At 53.1% G+C, this 638-nt stretch carries 1 protein-coding gene; it reads left to right on the top strand.

Features of this window, described 5'->3' with window-relative positions; genetic code table 11:
* Positions 1-3: 3 nt before the first annotated feature.
* Positions 4-638, top strand: a 635-nt coding sequence (locus B2590_RS15050) for a porin (protein ID WP_286847970.1), incomplete at its 3' end; no start/stop codon positions are given.

Below are 638 nucleotides of genomic sequence, written 5' to 3'. Positions count from 1 at the left end.
CTAATGACAAATAAAAAAGCGGCACTGAGTTCAGCGCTCGCACTGGTGATGGCGGGGTTATCTTCGCCGGGTCACGCCATGGAATTCAAGGTGTCCGGCCAGCTGGATCGTGCGTTCACAGTCGCGGATAACGGGAATGAGACCGATTACGCGAGTGTCGACAACATCGGTTCCAACTCACGTTTCCGGTTCACTGGCAATGAGAAGATGGCCAACGGCATGAACGTCGGTTTTATCTATGAAATGTCAGTTGTTCAGTTCGGATCCACGGAGTTCGATATCGGCAAAAATTCCGGGGGGGGTGACGTTGACCTGGATACCCGGAAAATTGACATCTATCTCGAGGGTGACTTTGGTAAGGTGAGCTTCGGCAAAGGCGATGGTGCTGGCTACTACGCCAACATGATGGATTACTCCGGAACGCTCTACTACGGTGGCGGTGCCTGGTATACCCTTTATTCTTCCGGCATCAGTTTTGTCGATGATAACGGCAACCAACTTTACAGAATTGGTGCAACCAACAGCGTCTTCAATGCCGTTGGTCGACAAGAGCGTATCCGCTACGACAGCCCGTCGATCGGCGGTCTGGTGCTGTCGACCAGTCTCGACAACGGCAATGCCTATGAACTGGCGGCCCG

Source organism: Marinobacter sp. UBA3604 (assembly GCF_002375325.1).
Lineage (GTDB): Bacteria > Pseudomonadota > Gammaproteobacteria > Pseudomonadales > Oleiphilaceae > Marinobacter > Marinobacter salarius.
This window is presented reverse-complemented; position numbering and strand designations above follow the sequence as displayed.